The sequence below is a fragment of the Glutamicibacter sp. V16R2B1 genome, assembly GCF_005774635.1.
Taxonomy (GTDB): Bacteria; Actinomycetota; Actinomycetes; order Actinomycetales; family Micrococcaceae; genus Glutamicibacter; species Glutamicibacter creatinolyticus.
Genome location: NZ_VATX01000004.1, coordinates 70,170 through 85,839, shown reverse-complemented (window position 1 = coordinate 85,839; position 15,670 = coordinate 70,170). Strand labels below are relative to the sequence as shown.

Below are 15,670 nucleotides of genomic sequence, written 5' to 3'. Positions count from 1 at the left end.
TGCGCCGCCTCTTGCGCGGCGCCGCAAGACGTGTCATTTTAACCCTTGAATTGGGGCGAGCCAGTGACGTTCCGAACGGCCTTTTTAAGCCGTTCCACGATACCGGATCCCTGCGCTTTTAACACTGCCGGAAATGGCGTCAAGAACCCATTGCTGCCCCGGCCGGTCCAAACCTCCGCGCAAGGGATTAACGCACCCCGAATCCTGGCCGCCCATTGCGGCCAGCTATATGCAACGTTGCCGGTTTTACGCCAGCGGATCGCCACCGCCATTAACTCCGGCCATGTCCGGATGCGCTTTGGGTTTCCTTAACCAATTGCCTGCAACACCCTGGGGGTGAATACGATGGCGCCATGCGACCCGTTCTCCGCCCCTTGGGCGCCCTGACCACCGCCGCCCTGCTCGCGGCCACCCTCACCTCCTGCAGCGACTCCACCCCGGAGGTCAAGCCGGCCGCCGAGGCGCTGAGCGCGGCACTGGAGTCCGACGACTTTTCGCAGGTGCCCTTGGCCGCCGGTGCCGATACCGAGCAGGTCAGCCAGGTCGTCAAGGAAACCTTCCGGCGCATGGACGGGATCGGGCACACGCACACCGTGCAGTCGGCCGAGGTGGACGAGGAACCCCAGGGTGAGCAGAAGACCGCGACCGCGGTGATCAACACCGTATGGGACGTCGACCCAGGCGAGAACGACCTGAGCTACCAAACCAACGCGGTCTTTGAGTACGACCAGGACGCCCAGGACTGGAAGCTGCGCTTCGATCCGGCCGTCCTGGCCCCAGGCCTGGAGGAGGGCGACTACCTGGCCGCCCGGAATACCGCGGCGCAGCGCGGCGACATCCTCGGGGCGAAGGGCGCCAAACTGGTCACCGACCGTCCGGTCGTGCGCGTGGGCATCGACAAGACCCGCGCCGAGGCCTCCGAATGGGAGGACTCGGCCCGGGCCCTGGCCAAGCTGGTGGACCTGGATCCCGATGACTACGCCAAGCGGGTCGCCGCGGCCGGGGAACGGGCCTGGGTCGAGGCGATCGTGTTGCGCGATGACGCCGAGCGTGAGGCGACCGATGAAAAGATCAACGCCCTCCCCGGGGCGGTCGCCACCCCCGATGAGCTGCCGTTGGCCCCCACCCGCAGCTTCGCCCGCCAGCTGCTGGGCACCGTCGGCCAGGCGACCGCGGAAATCATCGAGAAGTCCGAGGGCAAGGTCAAGGCCGGGGACCAGGTGGGACGCTCCGGCCTGCAGGCCCAGTACAACCAGCTGCTGGCCGGCACCGCCGGCACCACGGTGGCCAGCTACAACTCCGAGCACGAGCAGCAGGACGAACTGTTCAGCAGCGAGCCGGTCAACGGCAAGGACCTGGAGCTGAGCCTGGATCCGAAGCTGCAGCAGCTGGCCGACTCGGTGGTCGCCGACACCGACTCCCCCGCCGCGCTGGTCGCCGTGCGCCCCTCCGACGGGGCCGTGCTGGCCGCCGCCTCCGGGCCGGAAGACAACGCCTACAACACCGCGCTGCTGGGCAAGTACGCCCCGGGGTCCTCCTTCAAGGTCATTTCCGCGCTGGCGATGCTGCGCGACGGGGCCACCCCGGGCACCAAGGTCGACTGCCCCGCCACCACCACCGTGGATGGCAAGGCCTTCAAGAACTATGACGGCTACCCCTCCAGCGCGCTGGGCCAGCTGCCGCTGTCCGAGGCCCTGGCCCAGTCCTGCAATACGGTCTTCGTTGAGGCCGGGGCGGACCTGGGCTCCTCCAAGGTCGCCCAGGCGGCTGGCTCGCTGGGTTTGAACGCGCAGGATTCCACCGGCGCCAACGCCTTCCTCGGCATGGTGCCCGATGATTCCAAGGGCACGGAGCTGGCGGCCAACATGATCGGGCAGGGGGTGGTGCAGGCTTCCCCGCTGGGCATGGCCACGGTGATGGCCTCGGTGGTGGCCGGTGAGACCGTGCACCCCCAGCTGGTGCTCACCGACGCGCAGGACCAGCAGGACGCCGGGCAGTCCCAGCAGCCCAGCCCCTCGACGCAGGCCACCGAGCTGAGCGAGGATGAAGCCAAGCAGCTGCGCTCCATGATGGGCGAGGTCGTGGACCACGGCACCTTGAAGCAGCTGAATTCGGTGCCCGGCGGCACGGTGATCGGCAAGAGCGGCACCGCGGAGTACGACGCCGAACGCAACGCCCACGCCTGGGCCATTGCCGGGCAGGGCGACCTGGCGATCGCGGCCTTCGTCGAGGAGGGCGAGGGCGGCGCGCAAACCGCCGGGCCGCTGGTGCGCGAGTTCCTCACCGAGCTGCCGCGCTAGGGCGCTGCCGCAGGCAGCCGCCGACAATGACAGATCGCGGCCCCGGGGATGATCCCCGGGGCCGCGATTCGCATCTTCATCGGCAGCGTGCCTGTTTTGCGCCGCAGCCCCGCATCGACCACCGGGACGGGGCGCTGGCTGCGGCTACAGCACGTCCGTGGCGCCGTCCTTCTTCAGCTGCTCCACGGTCTGCTTGACCTGCTGCGCATGTTCCTTCGTGGTCACCAGCAGCGCATCGGCCGTGTCCACCACGATCACGTCATCGATGCCGATCAGCGCCACCACCCGCGGGTTGTCCCCGTACACGACCCCGGAGGCGTTGTCCGAGTAGACCCGGACCTTGTCGCCCAGGATCGTCACCCCGGTTTCCTCGCTGGCCTTGTTCAACCGGCCGATCGCGGCGAAGTCGCCCACGTCGTCCCAGTTGAAGACGCCGGGAATGACCGCGACGTCCCCGGCGGCGGCCGCCGGCTCGGCGACCGCGTAGTCGATCGCGATCTTCGGCAGCCCGGGCCAGACTTCCTCCATGACCGCGTCTCGCTGGTCGGTGTCCCAGGCGGCGGCGATGCGCATCAGCCCGGCATGCAGGTCCGGTTCGTTGGCCTGAAGGTGCTGGAGCATCAGCGAGACCGGGGCGACGAACATGCCCGCGTTCCACAAAAAGCCGCTGGCCAGGTACTGCCGGGCGGTATCCGCGTCGGGCTTCTCCACGAACTGGGCGACCGCGCGGGCCGTGGGAGCGTGCTCGATCTCCAGCGGCAGGCCGGTCTGGATGTACCCGAACCCGGTCGACGGGTGGGTGGGGTGGATGCCGATGGTCACGATCTTGCCGGTGGCCGCAGTGTGGATGGCCTCGCGCACCGCCTCCTGAAAGACCGCCACCGGACCGATGACCTGGTCGGCGGCGAAGGAGCCCATGATGATGTTCGGGTTGCGGCGGTACAGGATGGCCGCGGCCAGCCCGATCGCGGCGGCGGAGTCACGTGGCTCCGGCTCCAGCACCAGGTTCTCGTCGCAGATCTCGTTTAGCTGGCTCAGCACGGCGCCACGGTGCGCCCGGCCGGTCACCACCATAATCCGCTCACTGGCCAGCGGCACCAGGCGGTCGTAGGTGGCCCGGATCAGCGTGGAGCCCGAGCCGGTCAGATCGTGCAGGAACTTCGGGGCCGACGCCCGGGACAGTGGCCACAGCCTGGTTCCGACTCCACCGGCCGGAATGACGCCATGGAAACGCGCTAGCAGGTCTTCATTCACAACAGCAAGACTAGTTCATTGGCCCATCCGCGCCCGGCTTGAACGCGTCAATGCGCGTTGGATTTAGCGCACATTTCCGATAATTAGAACATTGAAAAATGCCCTAATCCACGGGCATTTGTGGCCATTCGGCGCAATATTCACCCCTATCGGTGAACCTGCTCACACAAAATAATCAGAACATAGAACACACCGGCACGAGTGGTTTAGACTCGGGCAAGGAACGCTCGCACAAGTGCGTCACATTTCATTGTGTGCAAGATACACATGCGCCGTTGCGAGTCTTGGAGGTTTAGTTCAGTGTCGAAGACTTCGTCAGGCACCCTCTACCGCGGCCGTGAGGGCATGTGGTCATGGGTGGGACACCGAGTCACCGGTGTCGTTATTTTCCTTTTTCTCTTGGTGCACGTGCTTGATACTGCACTCGTCCGCGTCGATGCCAGCGCATACGACGCCGTTATCGGCACCTACAAGAACCCGTTGATGGCCCTGGGCGAGACCGCCCTGGTTGCCGCCATCCTCTTCCACGCCTTTAATGGCCTGCGCGTGATCCTGGTGGACTTCTGGAAGCAGGGCACCAAGTACCAGCGCCAGCTGCTGTGGGGCGTGCTCGGCCTGTGGGTCGTCGTCTTCGCCGGATTCGCCATCCGCCACCTGTCGCTCGCCTTCGGAGGTCACTAAGCCATGAGTGTCGATATTCAAGCTCCGCGCAGCAGCCAGCGCATGGACCCGAAGTACATTCGCGGTCCGAAGTCGCGCGGCAACTTCGAAATGCTCGGCTGGCTGTTCATGCGCCTGTCCGGCGTGGTCCTGGTCGTGCTGATTTTCGGTCACCTGATCGCCAACCTTATTGTTGGCGACGGCATCAACGCCCTGTCCTTCGGCTTCGTGGCCGGCAAGTGGGCCTCCCCGGTCTGGCAGTTCTGGGACCTGGCCCTGCTGTGGCTCTCCATGCTGCACGGCACCAACGGTGTGCGCACCATCATCAACGACTACGCCGAGAAGCACGCGACCCGCACCTGGCTGAAGGGGCTGCTGTACGTGGCCACCATCTTCATCCTGGTCCTCGGCTCGCTGGTGATCTTCACCTTCGATCCGTGCGTGGCCAACAGCCCGCTGCCGCAGTGCGCCTAATTGCGCGCCACACCGCAATAGATTTCTAGAAAAGAGAGCCTCAAGAATGCAGGTACATAAGTACGACGTCGTCATCGTCGGTGCCGGCGGCGCGGGGATGCGTGCCGCGATCGAATCCGGCCAGCGCGCCCGTACCGCAGTGCTGACCAAGCTTTACCCGACCCGCTCCCACACCGGTGCGGCCCAGGGTGGCATGTGCGCGGCACTGGCCAACGTTGAAGAAGACAACTGGGAATGGCACACCTTCGACACCATCAAGGGTGGCGACTACCTGGTGGACCAGGACGCAGCCGAGATCATGGCCAAGGAAGCCATCGACGCGGTGCTGGACCTGGAAAAGATGGGTCTTCCCTTCAACCGCACCCCGGACGGCAAGATCGACCAGCGCCGCTTCGGCGGGCACACCCGTGACCACGGCAAGGCTGCCGTGCGCCGCGCCTGCTACGCCGCGGACCGCACCGGTCACATGATCCTGCAGACCCTGTACCAAAACTGCGTGAAGCACAACGTCGAGTTCTACAACGAGTACTACGTGCTGGACCTGCTGCTGGTTGAGGAGGACGCCTACCGCGAGGACGGCACCGCCTACAAGCAGAAGCGCGTGGCCGGCGTGGTCTCCTACGACCTGGCCACCGGCGAACTGCACGTGTTCCAGGCCAAGAGCGTGATCTTCGCATCGGGCGGCGCCGGCAAGGTCTTCAAGACCACCTCCAACGCCCACACCCTGACCGGCGACGGCATGGGCATCGCCTTCCGCCGCGGCCTGCCGCTGGAGGACATGGAGTTCTTCCAGTTCCACCCGACCGGCCTGGCCGGGCTGGGCATCCTGCTGACCGAGGGTGCCCGCGGTGAAGGCGCGATCCTGCGCAACTCCGACGGTGAGCGCTTCATGGAGCGCTACGCACCGACCATTAAGGACCTGGCCCCGCGCGACATCGTCGCCCGCGCCATGGCCAACGAGGTGCGCGAGGGCCGCGGCTGCGGTCCAAACAAGGACTACGTGCTGCTGGACCTGACCCACCTGGAGCCGGAGCACATCGAATCCAAGCTGCCGGACATCACCGAGTTCGCCCGCACCTACCTGGGTGTGGAGCCGTTCACCGATCCGGTCCCGGTGTACCCGACCGCGCACTACGCCATGGGCGGTGTGCCGACCAACATCAAGACCCAGGTGCTGCAGGACAACGACACCGTCGTCCCGGGCCTGTTCGCCGCCGGTGAGGTCGCCTGCGTGTCCGTGCACGGCTCGAACCGCCTGGGCACCAACTCGCTGCTGGACATCAACGTCTTCGGCAAGCGCGCCGGTGTGGCCGCGGCCGAATACGCCAAGGACGCCGACTTCGTCGACCTGCCGGAGGACAGCGAGCAGTTCGTCACCAGCCAGATCGGCGCGCTGATGGACTCCAACGGCACCGAGAAGGTCGCCGAGCTGCGTTCGATCCTGCAGGAGACCATGGACAGCAACGTCCAGGTGTTCCGCGACGAGCGTTCGCTGAAGGAGGCCCGCGACGTGATCGAGGACCTGCGCATGCGCTACAAGAACATCGGCATCCAGGACAAGGGCAAGCGCTTCAACCTGGATCTGCTCGAAGCCATCGAGCTCGGCTTCCTGCTGGACCTTGCCGAGGTCATGACCGTGGCAGCCCTGCACCGCAAGGAATCGCGCGGCGGCCACTACCGCGAGGACTTCCCGGACCGCGATGACGAGAACTTCATGAAGCACTCGATGTCCTACCGCGACGCCGATGCCGTCACCGAGGACATCAAGGGCATCCGCATGGAGACCAAGCCGGTGGTCTTCACCCGTTACCAGCCGATGGAGCGTAAGTACTAATGAGCACCGAACAGCCAGAACCAGCATCAAAGATCGAGCTGAAGCCCGGTGTTGGCGGCGGCGGAGAAATCCCTACCTTCAACATCACCCTGCGTGTTCGCCGTTACCTGCCCGAGAGCAAGTCCGAGGCCTACTGGGAAGACTTCAAGCTGACCATGTACGGCACCGACCGCGTGCTGGACGCCCTGCACAAGGTCAAGTGGGAGCACGACGGCTCGCTGTCGTTCCGCCGCTCCTGCGCCCACGGCATTTGCGGCTCCGATGCCATGCGCATCAACGGCCGCAACCGCCTGGCCTGCAAGACCCTGCTCAAGGACCTGGACACCTCCAAGCCGATCACCGTTGAGGCGATCAAGGGCCTGCCGCTGGAGAAGGACCTGATCGTGGACATGGAGCCGTTCTTCCAGTCCTACCGCGAGATCATGCCGTTCCTGATCAACAACAGCCACGAGCCGACCCGCGAGCGTTTCCAGTCCGTCGAGGACCGTGAGCGCTTCGACGACACCACCAAGTGCATCCTGTGTGCCGCCTGCACCAGCTCCTGCCCGGTGTTCTGGACCGATGGCCAGTACTTCGGCCCGGCCGCGATCGTCAACGCCCACCGATTCATCTTCGACTCGCGTGACGAGGCCGGGGACATGCGCCTGGAGATCCTGAACGACAAGGAAGGCGTGTGGCGCTGCCGCACCGTCTTCAACTGCACCGAGGCGTGCCCGCGTGGCATCCAGGTGACCAAGGCGATCGCCGAGGTCAAGCAGGCCATCTTGTCGCGCACCATCTAATCAGCTGCCCGACGGCACCCTAGGGGCCCCGAACCACTGCGGTTCGGGGCCCCTTTGCCATCCCCTCCCCCGGCCGGCGCCGGCTCCCCAAAGGTGCCGCTACCGCAGGGCGGATCCGGCAGGAGGAGATTAGTCTCCCAGCGAAAATCCACCCCATGCTTATTTTGAACTATTCAAGTTTGTGGCATGATAGAGATATGGCACACGATCAGACCGACGCTTCGCATGCACGCTGGGCCGAGCCCCTGCGCGCCGCGGGCCGGCGTGTGACCAAGCAGCGTGTGGCCGTCCTGGACTGTGCCACCCGCCACCCGCATTCCACCGCCGATGAGCTGCACCGCCACGCCCAGCAGGAGATCCCCGGGATCGCCCTGGGCACCGTGCACACCGTGGTGAACGACCTGGCCAGCTCCGGGCTGCTGCGTCGGCTGGATGTGCCGCATGCGGGGGCACGCTACGAAACCCGCATCACCGACCACCACCATGCCGTCTGCACGCAGTGCGGACTCGTCGAGGATGTCGCGCTGCCCACCACGGCGCCGGCCTGCCTGGACCCCAACATCGTCCGCGGGATGAAAATCTCCGTGGCTGAAGTCCTCTATCACGGGACCTGCGCCAAGTGTGCGGCGTCCGCTGGACTGAACCTTCCCTGACCACCTAGCCGGATCCAAACAAAGGAGAGCACATGGCTGCCGAAAACAACGGTCACCACACCGGTTCGACCACTCAGGCTGGCATCCCAGCCGTCAGCGACCGCAACTCGCTGACCGTGGGTGCCGATGGCCCCATCGTGCTGCACGACCACCACCTGGTCGAGACCCTGCAGCACTTCAACCGCATGAACGTTCCGGAGCGTCGTCCGCACGCCAAGGGCGCTGGCGCCTTCGGCGAATTCGAGACCACCGAGGACGTCTCGCAGTACACCAAGGCTGCACTGTTCCAGAAGGGTGTCAAGACCGAGACCCTGCTGCGTTTCTCCACCGTGGCCGGTGAGCTCGGCTCCCCGGACACCTGGCGCGACGTGCGCGGCTTCGCCCTGAAGTTCTACACCACCGAAGGCAACTTCGACCTGGTGGGCAACAACACCCCGGTGTTCTTCCTGCGTGATCCGATGAAGTTCCCGCACTTCATCCGCTCGCAGAAGCGCCTGCCGGATTCGGGCCTGCGCGACGGCACCATGCAGTGGGACTTCTGGACCCAGAACCCCGAGTCGGCCCACCAGGTCACCTACATCATGGGTGACCGCGGCCTGCCGAAGACCTGGCGTGAAATGAACGGCTACGGCTCGCACACCTACATGTGGGTCAACGAAGCCGGCGAGAAGTTCTGGGTGAAGTACCACTTCATCAACAAGCAGTCGGACAAGTTCGAGACCATCGACGGTGCCGAGGCCGAGCGCCTGGCAGGTGCGGACGCCGAGTTCCACCGCCGCGACCTGTTCAACGCCATCAAGGAAGGCAACTTCCCGCAGTGGGACCTGTACATCCAGGTCATGCCGTATGAAGAGGCCAAGACCTACCGCTACAACCCGTTCGACCTGACCAAGACCTGGTCGAAGAAGGACTACCCGCGCATCAAGGTCGGCACCCTGACCCTGAACCGCAACCCGGAGAACTTCTTCGCCGAGATCGAGCAGGCCGCCTTCTCGCCGGCGAACATGGTTCCCGGCATGGGCATGAGCCCGGACAAGATGCTGCTGGGCCGCAACTTCGCCTACGCGGATGCCCAGCGCTACCGCATCGGCACCAACTTCCAGCAGCTGCCGGTCAACCGCCCGAAGGTTCCGGTGCACAGCTACAACTTCGAGGGCAACATGTGGTACGAGCACTCCGGTGCCCGCAGCTACTACGTCCCGAACTCCTTCGGTGATTCCTGGAGCGATGAGACCGGCCCGGTCGACAACTCCTTCGAATCCGATGGAGACCTGGTGCGCTCGTCCTACACCCTGCGTGAGGACGATGGCGACTTCGTGCAGCCGGGCATCCTGGTGCGCGAGGTCATGGACGACGAGCAGCGTGCCCGTCTGGTGCAGACCGTCACCGGCGCCCTGGAGGGCGTCATCGAGCCGGTCCTGTCCAACGCCATCCAGTACTGGAAGAACATCGACGAGAACGTCGGCTCGCAGATCGAGTCCAACGTTCGCGCGAAGGCGACCGTCTAGGACCCTGCCTGCGGGCAACGGTCCAGGGACCGGTCCCGGGCGCCGCGTGCGCTAGGGCGTGAAAAAACCTCCGTGGTGCTGTTGCACCGCGGAGGTTTTTTGCCTTTCGCGCCACCGCAGGGCAATGGGCGGCAGCGGTGCCTTCCGTGTGGTATCGGCCGGGATCGGCGGGTCGTGCCTAGCCCAGCAGCGCCAGCTGTTCGCGCAGCTGCCAGGTGCCGGCGTGCATCGCAAAGAGCTGCACCTGGTCCACGGTGAAGCGCAGCTCCACCCCGGACAATGCGTGCAGGGCCGCGTCCAGTTCGGCGTCGGTGACGTTCTGGGCGATCGTCAGGTGCGGGTGGTACTCGAAGGGCGAGTCGTGGCGCAGCGGGCCGTGCAGCAGCGCCTGGTGCAGCTGCCGGCAGGCGTCCAGCCCCTGGCGCAGCGGCAGGTACACCACCGGGCTCAGCGGCCGGAAGGAGATCGCCGCTCCCAGCTGCACGGTGAACGGGGGCTGTGCGGCGCAGACCCGCTGCAGGTGCTGCGCCGCGTCCTGCCAGCTGGCGCCGCCGTTCAGCGACCCGGTGACCAGGGTGATGTGCGGTTCGATGAGCAGGCTGGCCTGGCCCCCGTAGCTGGCCCGCCAGTCGCGCAGCTGGGTGCGCGGCGGTTCGGGCACCGGGATGACGACCCCCAGCGTGTACTGGGGGTCCTCAGGCGGGACCGGGTGCGGCTGCACCGCTACCGCAGGCTTCCCAACGGCGGCAGGAAACCGACTTTCTCGTACACGTCGGCCACGGTGCGGCTGGCCACCTCACGGGCCTTGTTCGCCCCGGTCAGCAGCAGCCGGTCCAGCTCGGCCGGGTCATCGAGCAGCTCCAGGGTGCGTTCGCGGATCGGGGTGAGCCGTTCGACCACCGCATCGGCCACGGCGACCTTCAGGTGCCCGTACATCTTGCCCTCGAACTCGGCGACCAGCTGCGGCACCGGTCGTTCGGTGACCGCGGCCAGGATGTCCAGCAGGTTCGAGACCCCGGGCTGGTTTTCCTTGTCGTAGGCGATGACCGTGCCGGTGTCGGTGACCGCGGACTTGATCCGCTTGGCGATCAGCTTCGGCTCATCGAGCACGTTGATCAGCCCGTTGGGCGACTCCGCGGACTTGGACATCTTCGCGGTGGGGTTCTGCAGATCGTAGATCCGCGCCCCCTCGGCCGGGATCTGCGCCTTGGGCACCACGAACGTCTGCCCGAAGCGGTGGTTGAAGCGCTGGGCCAGGGTGCGGGTCAGCTCCACGTGCTGGCGCTGGTCATCGCCCACCGGCACCCCTTCGGGCTGGTAGAGCAGGATGTCCGCGGCCATCAGCACCGGGTAGGTGAACAGCCCGACGCTGGCGTTCTCGGTGCCGCCCTTGGCGGTCTTGTCCTTGAACTGGGTCATTCGGCTGGCCTCACCGAACCCGGTGATGCAGTTGAACACCCAGGCCAGCTGGGCGTGCTCGGGAACCTGGGACTGGACGAAGAGGGTGGACTTCTCCACGTCGATGCCCCCGGCGATGAACTGGGCGGCGGTCTTGCGGGTGCGGGCCTGCAGGTCCGCCGGGTCCTGCGCGACGGTGATCGCGTGCATGTCCGGGATGAAGAAGAACGCGTCGTACTGATCCTGGGTCTTGACCCAGTTGACCAGCGCTCCGAGGTAGTTGCCCAGGTGCAGGGAGTCGCCGGAGGGCTGCATGCCCGACAGGACGCGGGGACGGGTGGTGCTCATGAGATTTCGATCCTTAGAACTGGTAGTCGACGACCAGCGGTGCGTGGTCGGAGAAACGCAGGGCGTATTCGCTGGCACGGTCCACGTGGGCCTTGATCGCCTTGGCGGTCAGCTCCGGGGTGGCCATGTGGTAGTCGATGCGCCAGCCGGCGTTGTTCACGAACGCCTGGCCGCGCCAGGACCACCAGGTGTAGGGGCCCTGCTCGTCACCGGCCAGGGTCCGGGCCACGTCCATGTAGCCGATCTGCTCGCCGAAGAAGCCGTTGAAGTAGGCGATCTCCTCGTCCAGCACCCCGGCACGCTTGTTGTGGTTCGGCTTCCAGTTCTTGATGTCGCGTTCGGTGTGCACCACGTTCAGGTCGCCCACGACCAGCACATGGTCCTTGGTGGCCTTCAGCACCGGCAGGTGCTCGGTCATCCGCTGCAGGAAGCGGTACTTGTCCTCCTGCTTGGGGGTGTTCAGCTCCCCGGAGTGCACGTAGGCGGAGACCACGCACAGCGTCGAGCCGTCGGCCATGGTGAAGTCCGCCTCCACCCAGCGTCCGGACTCGGCGAAGTACTCATCGCCAATGTGCTCGCGCACCGCCACCGGCTCGGCGCGGGAGAGGATCGCCACCCCGGCCCGGCCCTTGTCCTTGGCCTCGGCATGCAGGATGTGCCAGCCCTCGCCCACCAGCTCGCGCACGATCTTGTCCGGTGCGCGCACTTCCTGCAGACACAGGATGTCCACGTCGCGCGCCGCAATCCAGTCCGCCATGTTGCGGCGGTAGGCGGCACGGATGCCGTTGACGTTCACCGAGGCCACACGCACGGCGCCGGCATTCTTGTTCAGGATTTCCGAGCTGGTAGGTATCACGGTTCCACCTTACAAAAAGACAGCGCAACGCCCGGGCAGGACGCTGCGCTGTGCGGTAACAAAAACTAGTCGATGATCTCGCCGTCGATCGGCTGCTCATTGGGTTTCATCATGTCCCGGGCGTTGGCAGCGGTCATGTTGATGGTGTCCAGGGCCCGGTCGATCATGGCGCGCGACTCGGGACCGGACTTCCCCAGCTCCTGCTGGATCACCCCGGCCTGCACCTGGACGATCTTGAAGGAGTGGTCCAGCTTCATGTCGCGCTGGCTGGTGGCCTCATCGATCACGACGGTGGAACCACCCTTGGCCCGGTCGGCCACGGCCACGGTGGCCTCACGCAGCGAGGTGTTGATCCGGTCCGCCCCACGCTTGAGCCCGAACACCAGGAACGCCGAGAGCAGCAGCCAGCCTCCGGAAATGACGACCACGAACCACCCGACGATTTGGTTCGAGTTGGCGGCGAAGATGACCGCGACCAGGAGGATGATGAGCATCACGCCCATGGAGACCGTGGACGCGTTCAGCGTCAACTTCTTCCCGCGTGATGCGTTGCTGCCTAGAGATTCCATGCCACCCATTCTCCCATCGGTTCGCGGCGGCCACCAACTTTCGGCCCGTCGCTTCGCCCACAGCGTCAGGCCCGCCGCCGGCACCGGTGCCCAGGCGGGCTCAGAACGGCAGGATCCCCTCCAGCAGCCGGCGCAGCCCGCCCCACAGCCCCTGCCCGTCGGGCCGGGGTGAGAAGGCAAAACGCACCAGCAGGAACCCGACGATGCCCACCACCCAGGCCCCGGTCTCCGCCGCGTAGCGTCCCAGCTTCGCCCCGACCCGCTGCAGCCACCGGTCCATCCGCGATCCGGCCAGGCGCCGCACCGCGACCAGGCCCAGGGCCGGCAGGATCATCACCAGGCAGTAGACGCCCAGCACGGCGCCCTGCACGAGGCCGCTCCAACCCAGCGTTCCCATCAGCCCCAGGGCCCCCAGGTAGGGCAGCATGGTCGGCACCTCCAGCAAACCGGCCAGCAGGGCCAGCACGATCACCCCCGCCCAGGAATCCAGTGCGGCGCCCAGGTGCCGGCGCAGCCGGGCGGGCACCGCCTGGTCGTGGGCCACCGCCGTCGTCCCGGGCTTCGCCGCAGGTGCCGGCTCCGTGCCCGGTGTGCGGCCGGCGGCGTGTTCAGCCGGGGCGGGCGGTGTGGGGCCTTGCGGGGACCCGGCGGCATCCTTGCCCGCCGGTTTGCTCAGCAGCGCCCAGGTGAGCATGGCCCCGCCCACCAGCAGCGCGAACATCCGCAGCAGCGGGGCGTCGAAGAACCCGTCCGGCAGCAGCTGGGTGCCGGCCAGCCAGCCGGCCCGCAACCCCAAGCCCAGCAGCCAGTAGAAGACGGCGATGATGCCCAGGTAGGCCAGTACCTTGGGAATGGCGCGGCGGTAGTCGCGGCGCAGCAGCAGCCAGATCGGGATCACCAGGGTGCCGATGCTGGTGGCGTCGATGAGGGCAAGTACGGCCAGCGCGGCGGCCGGTGCCTGTTGCATGAAGTCCATGCCATCGAGCCTGCCAGTGGACGGGAACGGGCACATCGGGCATCGGTCCACGCCGGTGTCCTACCTTTGGGGGACGGCAGCGGCCGGGCCGGTGGACGATGATGGAGGGGTGAAGATCGATTTTTCGCATACCCGACGGCGGTTCATCAGCGGCGAGCAGGAGCCGGAGGTGGCCATCACCTACCTGGTGCTGGCCGTGGTGCTGCATGCCGCCGGGCTGGTGAACACCCCGGTGTTGCCCGCGACGCTGGCCGCCTGGTGGCCGCTGATGCTGCTGGCCGGCGTCGGGTGCATCCTGCTGCGCCGCCGCGCCCCGCTGCCCTGCGCGTTGGGCATGGCCGCGGCCGGCTCGGCACTGCTGGCGATGGGCAGCATCGGCGGCTACTTCCTGATCTTCGAAACCGTGTTCACGATCTTCCTGCTCTGCCCGCCGCGCACCCGCAATGTCACCGGAACACTGCTGGCCACGTTCACGGTGCTGGCCGCCGCCGCGCAATGGGCCAGCGACGCCGGGGCCAGCGCGGTGGTGCTCACCGTGTTCACGATCGGGTTCGTGCTGTTCACCCCGATGCTCTGGGCCCAGAACGTGCGCACCGCCAAGGAGCTGGCCGCCAGCCAGGCCGAACGGGCGCGGCAGGCCGCCGCCGCGGCCCGGCAGCGCGAACAACTGCTGCGCACCGAACATGCGGCTGCGGTGGAGGCCGAACGCACCAGCCTGGCCCGGGAAATGCATGACGTGCTCTCCGCCCGCTTCTCCTCCATGGCGTTGCTCTCCGCGGCGGCGCTGAACCGGGTCCCGGCACCCAGTCAGGACCCCGCCTGGCAGGCGATCCGCCGACCGGTCGGCGAAATCCGCCGGGAGGCGCTGGCCGGGCTGGAGGAAATGACCCGGATGGTGCGGATGCTGCACGCCGGGGCACCCCAGGCCCTGCGCGCCACCCTGGACAGCGCCAACGCCCTGATCGAGGCGCACCGGGCCGGCGGACGCACCATCGACTACACCGGTGAGGTGGACCCGTCCCAGGTCGGTGCCGCCGCGCAGACCGCCGCCTACCGCACCATCAGCGAACTGCTGGTCAACCACTCCCGCCACGCCCCGCACACCGCGCTGCGCCTCGTCGTGCGCGCCCACGGCGGCCAGCTGCGGATCACCGCCGCCAACCCGCTGCCCGGCCCGGACAACACGCCGGACCCCGCCGCGGACGCCGCCTTCACTCCCCCGCTCGTCCCGCACGACGGCAGTGGACCGGGCGCGGGATCCGGGCTGCGGAACATCGCCGCGCGCGCCCAGGCGCTGGGCGGCCAGAGCAAGTGGCAGATCGACCAGGGACAGTTCACGGTGCACGTCACCCTGCCGCTGCAGCCCGGCCCGGGCGGCGGCACCGACAACCAGGAGGTTTCATGAAGGTCCTGATCGTTGACGATCATTCAGCGGTGCGCCTGGGCATCCGGATGGTGCTGGAGGCCAGTTCGCGGATCGAAGTGGTCGGCGAGGCCGCCGACGGCCGCCAGGCGTTGGCGATGGCGCGGGCGCTGGGCCCGGAGGTGGTGCTGATGGACCTGCGCATGCCGGTCATGGACGGGATCGCGGCCACCGCTGCCCTGCGCGAGCACGGCACGGCGAAGGTGCTGGTGCTGACCACCTTCGACGACGATGAGTACCTGTTTGGGGCGCTGCAGGCCGGTGCACACGGCTTCCTGCTCAAGAGCGCCGAACCGGAGCAGATCATCGACGCGGTGCTCGCGGTCGCCGCCGGCCGGGCCGTGCTCAGCCCGGAGCTCACCGCCCGGGTCATCAGGCGGGCCGTGCAGCCGGCACCGGCCGCTCCGCCGCGCGAGCCGCTGCCCGAAAGCCTGACCGAGCGTGAAATCCAGGTGCTGCGGGGGCTCGGCCAGGGCCTGAGCAACCCGCAGATCGCCGCGCAACTGGGCATCGGCGAATCGACGGTGAAAACCCATGCCTCGCGGGTCATGGACAAGCTGGGGGTGCAGACCCGGCTGCAGGCGGCGCGGGTGGCCTTCGCCCAATGGGGGTAGATGCCCGCCCCGGGCCGGTCC

15 protein-coding genes are annotated in these 15,670 nt (G+C 67.0%); 9 read left to right on the top strand and 6 right to left on the bottom strand.

Features of this window, described 5'->3' with window-relative positions; all coding sequences use genetic code 11:
- Positions 1 to 353 precede the first annotated feature (353 nt).
- On the top strand, positions 354 to 2,300 hold the full coding sequence (locus FDN03_RS01895; protein ID WP_138173554.1) for a penicillin-binding transpeptidase domain-containing protein: 1,947 nt from the start codon (positions 354 to 356) through the stop codon (positions 2,298 to 2,300).
- 144 nt (positions 2,301 to 2,444) lie between these two features.
- On the opposite strand, the gene FDN03_RS01890 is transcribed toward FDN03_RS01895, so the two are convergent.
- Positions 2,445 to 3,554, bottom strand: a complete 1,110-nt coding sequence (locus tag FDN03_RS01890) for a mannose-1-phosphate guanylyltransferase (RefSeq protein ID WP_138173552.1) — start codon at positions 3,552 to 3,554, stop codon at positions 2,445 to 2,447.
- A 300-nt stretch (positions 3,555 to 3,854) separates the two neighbouring features.
- Here FDN03_RS01890 and sdhC point away from each other — a divergent pair, with 300 nt between their 5' ends.
- From sdhC to FDN03_RS01860, 6 genes are all read left to right on the top strand, one after another.
- The gene (sdhC, locus tag FDN03_RS01885) at positions 3,855 to 4,235 is read left to right on the top strand and encodes a succinate dehydrogenase, cytochrome b556 subunit (protein WP_246049723.1); all 381 of its coding nucleotides are present in this window, start codon (positions 3,855 to 3,857) and stop codon (positions 4,233 to 4,235) included.
- A 3-nt stretch (positions 4,236 to 4,238) separates the two neighbouring features.
- Positions 4,239 to 4,688 (top strand): succinate dehydrogenase hydrophobic membrane anchor subunit, encoded by a 450-nt coding sequence (locus FDN03_RS01880; RefSeq protein WP_138173550.1) that lies wholly within the window; start codon positions 4,239 to 4,241, stop codon positions 4,686 to 4,688.
- 46 nt (positions 4,689 to 4,734) lie between these two features.
- Complete coding sequence (gene sdhA / locus FDN03_RS01875) at positions 4,735 to 6,522, top strand: succinate dehydrogenase flavoprotein subunit (RefSeq protein WP_138173548.1); 1,788 nt, start codon at positions 4,735 to 4,737, stop codon at positions 6,520 to 6,522.
- On the top strand, positions 6,522 to 7,304 hold the full coding sequence (locus FDN03_RS01870) for a succinate dehydrogenase iron-sulfur subunit (RefSeq protein ID WP_138173546.1): 783 nt from the start codon (positions 6,522 to 6,524) through the stop codon (positions 7,302 to 7,304). Before sdhA ends, FDN03_RS01870 begins: the two co-directional genes overlap by 1 nt.
- A 197-nt stretch (positions 7,305 to 7,501) precedes the next feature.
- The gene (locus tag FDN03_RS01865; RefSeq protein WP_246049721.1) at positions 7,502 to 7,957 is read left to right on the top strand and encodes a Fur family transcriptional regulator; all 456 of its coding nucleotides are present in this window, start codon (positions 7,502 to 7,504) and stop codon (positions 7,955 to 7,957) included.
- 32 nt (positions 7,958 to 7,989) lie between these two features.
- On the top strand, positions 7,990 to 9,465 hold the full coding sequence (locus tag FDN03_RS01860) for a catalase (RefSeq protein ID WP_138173544.1): 1,476 nt from the start codon (positions 7,990 to 7,992) through the stop codon (positions 9,463 to 9,465).
- Positions 9,466 to 9,643: 178 nt separating this feature from the next.
- Here the strand turns inward: FDN03_RS01860 and FDN03_RS01855 are convergent, their stop codons facing one another.
- From FDN03_RS01855 to FDN03_RS01835, 5 genes are all read right to left on the bottom strand, one after another.
- Positions 9,644 to 10,186, bottom strand: a complete 543-nt coding sequence (locus FDN03_RS01855) for a 2'-5' RNA ligase family protein (protein WP_138173542.1) — start codon at positions 10,184 to 10,186, stop codon at positions 9,644 to 9,646.
- Positions 10,187 to 10,188: 2 nt separating this feature from the next.
- Entirely contained in the window at positions 10,189 to 11,211 is a 1,023-nt protein-coding gene (gene trpS / locus FDN03_RS01850; RefSeq protein WP_138173540.1) for a tryptophan--tRNA ligase, read from the bottom strand.
- A gap of 13 nt (positions 11,212 to 11,224) precedes the next feature.
- Positions 11,225 to 12,067: an exodeoxyribonuclease III gene (locus tag FDN03_RS01845; RefSeq protein ID WP_138173538.1), complete on the bottom strand. Its 843-nt coding sequence runs from the start codon at positions 12,065 to 12,067 to the stop codon at positions 11,225 to 11,227.
- A gap of 65 nt (positions 12,068 to 12,132) precedes the next feature.
- On the bottom strand, positions 12,133 to 12,636 hold the full coding sequence (locus FDN03_RS01840) for a hypothetical protein (RefSeq protein WP_138173536.1): 504 nt from the start codon (positions 12,634 to 12,636) through the stop codon (positions 12,133 to 12,135).
- A 100-nt stretch (positions 12,637 to 12,736) separates the two neighbouring features.
- Complete coding sequence (locus FDN03_RS01835) at positions 12,737 to 13,612, bottom strand: GAP family protein (RefSeq protein WP_171021093.1); 876 nt, start codon at positions 13,610 to 13,612, stop codon at positions 12,737 to 12,739.
- A 109-nt stretch (positions 13,613 to 13,721) separates the two neighbouring features.
- Between FDN03_RS01835 and FDN03_RS01830 the strand changes: the two genes are divergently transcribed.
- Complete coding sequence (locus FDN03_RS01830) at positions 13,722 to 15,017, top strand: histidine kinase (RefSeq protein ID WP_171021092.1); 1,296 nt, start codon at positions 13,722 to 13,724, stop codon at positions 15,015 to 15,017.
- Positions 15,014 to 15,649: a response regulator transcription factor gene (locus FDN03_RS01825; RefSeq protein WP_138173530.1), complete on the top strand. Its 636-nt coding sequence runs from the start codon at positions 15,014 to 15,016 to the stop codon at positions 15,647 to 15,649. The genes FDN03_RS01830 and FDN03_RS01825 overlap by 4 nt, the downstream gene beginning before the upstream one ends.
- The last annotated feature ends 21 nt before the right edge of the window (positions 15,650 to 15,670 follow it).